The organism is Novosphingobium naphthalenivorans NBRC 102051 (assembly GCF_001590985.1).
GTDB lineage: Bacteria > Pseudomonadota > Alphaproteobacteria > Sphingomonadales > Sphingomonadaceae > Novosphingobium > Novosphingobium naphthalenivorans.
Genome location: NZ_BCTX01000173.1, coordinates 1 through 2,583 on the forward strand (window position 1 = coordinate 1; position 2,583 = coordinate 2,583).

Sequence of the window (2,583 nt, forward strand, 5' to 3'; positions counted from 1 at the left end):
GAGGAGTCGGGCAGGCTCTTCACCAGTTCGTACTCATGCGGCGTCAGGCCGAAGCCATCGATATAGTCTTCTGGCCGCGCCTTGGGATTGATCATGAAGATCTGCGTCGCGGCCTGTTCGATAATGGCGCTGGCGATCTTGCTCTCCAGTGCATCCTGCGCGCTCTGGGTGGCGAAGCCGACAATGCCGTTCCGCTTGCGGATGGTCTTTTCCCAGTCCTTGATGCGCCGCACGAAGACCTCGTCATCGAGCGCCTTCCAGCCCTCATCGACAACGATGATCGCGGGTGTGCCATCGAGGCGTTCTTCCACCCGGTGGAAGAAGTAGAGCAGTGCGGGTGTTCGTACGATGGGATCATCGAGGATCGCGGTCATGTCGAAGCCGACCGTGGCGGCGGTCAGGTCGGTGAGGTCCTCTTCATTGTCGAAGAGCCAGGCGCGTTCGCCTTCGCCCCACCAGGGCCGCATGCGCGAATAGAGGTCCCCGGCCCTTGGCCGGACATGCCCGCGAAACAGTTCGACCAGGTAGCGCAGGCGCCTTCGGACACGGATCTGGCCGAAGTTCGCATCGATCGCATCGCTGACGATCTCGGCCTCGTCGGCATCGAGACTGCCTGCGAGCAGCGTGATCCATTCCATCAGGAACTGGCGGTTCTCCGGCGTGTCCTCAAGCTGCAGCGGATTGAGGCCAGAGGCAGCGCCGGGCCGCAGGCGGTCGTACTGGCCGCCTATGGCGCGGATGAAGAGTTCAGCGCCCCGGTCCTTGTCGAAGAAGACGATACGCGGCGCGAACTTGCGCGCCTGGGCCAGCAGGAAGTTCAGCACCACCGTCTTGCCCGAGCCCGAAGGCCCGATCACGGTGAAGTTGCCGAGATCGCCTTTGTGGAAGTTGAAGAAGTAGGGGCCTGCTGCCGTGGTCTCCAGCAGCGTCACCGCCTCGCCCCAGTGGTTGCCGCGCGGTTTACCCACGGGGAAGTTGTGCAAGGAAGCAAGGCCTGCGAAGTTCTTGGCTGAGACCAGCGCGCGGCGGCCAATGTATTTGAAGTTTGCCGGGAACTGTGCCCAGAAGGTGGGCTCCAGTGCGATGTCCTCGCGCACGCCGACGATGCCGAGGTCGGCCAATACGGCAGTGACTTCGGCGACTTCGGCGTTGAGCACTTCCAAACTCTCGGCATGGACGGCGATCGTGGCGTGGTGTTCGCCGAAGGACGCCCGGCCTGCCGCGACATCGTCCTTGGCGCGGGTCAGTTCGTCGCGCAGCGACAGAGCCTCGTCTTCGGCGGAACGCATACGGCGCAGGGCGAGGTTCATGCGGCCCAGCGCCGCTCCCCGTTCCACGAAAGCGAAGGACTGGCTCACCGTCATCTCAAAGGGCATGCGGTAAAGTTCATCGAACATGCCCGGCATAGTCTGGGCCGGATAGTCCTTGATCGAGATGAGTGCGCCAAACTTGCGCGGGCTGTGTCCGGCAGGCGCCAGTTCGAAAGCGTCCTGACCGAAACTCACCCGGCGGAACGGCAGATGCTGCCCGAGATCACCATGCGGCAGGCCGACCGGGCGCATGTCCGCATTGTAGAGGTAGGAGAGGAACTCCAGCGGTTCGGAGCGGTAGCCGTGCTCGGTCTTGTAGACTGAAAGCACGCGCGGATCGTAGCTGCCGAGCGCGGCTACCAGCGCCTCGGTCGCGGCATCGAGCGCGCGCTTCTCGGCACCGAAGGCAGCTTGCCGGTCTTCGCTGTAGCGCGATACCCACATTCGCAGCCGGTCGGCCCATCCTAACCGGCCTTGCATGGGGCGGCGCACAATCGTCACGAACAGTTCGTTGACGTACATCTGGCGCGCGCCCAAACGTTCGCGCCAGCGGGCATCGAGATCACGCGAGAAGGCATCGGGATAGCGCGCTTCCAGTGCGGCTTCGGCCTTGCGGCGCACGACATGGTGGTAGATCGCGAACTGCGAATTGCCGATCGCGCGCAGCATCGCATCACGCAGGTCTGCGCGGTAATTGAGCTCGTCAGTATCGGCCGTCTCGAACAGCAGGCCGCCCAGGCGAACGGTCTGCATCAGCAGGCCGTCGCGTGTCTCCAGCGTCATGTCATCGACATGGCGCGCATAGGGCAGGTGATCGCCTGCCGCCTTCTCGCGCGCGACGACTTTAGGGGCGGAGGTCAGGGGCGGTAGGAATTGCATTGCCACAGGGCATGGTTCTTCACGCGCGGGCAGCGGCTGACGCGCACGATCCACAGGTCAAGGAAGCGCGGTTCGCGCAGGCACAGAATGGCGCCGACGAGGTGCACGAAAAGTGCGATCAGGATCACCCAGAAGGACTTGAAGATCAGGAACAGCTCAGCCGCCAGGATGCCGTTCGCCACGAACCAGGTGTAGGTCACGCCTGCGAACATCTGCGGACGGGTCAGGGCGGTAAAAACCGTCGTGCGTTGGAGATGGGTGGACATGATCCTACAGGCCCGTTGCGGCGGTGCGGATGCCGCCCACAATGCTCGCCGCGCCGAACAGGATAAAGCAACCGATCACGACAGTCGCACCGTGGCGCCAGTTCATCCGGCCGGTCAGCATCATGAAG

The 2,583-nt window shown here is 63.5% G+C and carries 3 protein-coding genes; all 3 read right to left on the reverse strand.

The window, feature by feature from the left end:
- Positions 1-2,189, reverse strand: a 2,189-nt coding sequence (locus NN5_RS24445; protein WP_067739263.1) for a VirB4 family type IV secretion/conjugal transfer ATPase, incomplete at its 3' end; no start/stop codon positions are given.
- Positions 2,168-2,455: a VirB3 family type IV secretion system protein gene (locus tag NN5_RS24450; RefSeq protein WP_067739266.1), complete on the reverse strand. Its 288-nt coding sequence runs from the start codon at positions 2,453-2,455 to the stop codon at positions 2,168-2,170. The genes NN5_RS24445 and NN5_RS24450, both read right to left, overlap by 22 nt.
- 4 nt (positions 2,456-2,459) lie before the next feature.
- The coding region (locus tag NN5_RS27115) for a TrbC/VirB2 family protein (RefSeq protein WP_245656688.1) at positions 2,460-2,583 on the reverse strand (124 nt) is incomplete at its 5' end.

Coding starts and splice junctions, on each gene's coding strand:
- NN5_RS24450 (WP_067739266.1), bottom strand. CDS start 2,455: ATGTCCACCCATCTCCAACGCACGACGGTTTTTACCGCCCTGACCCGT.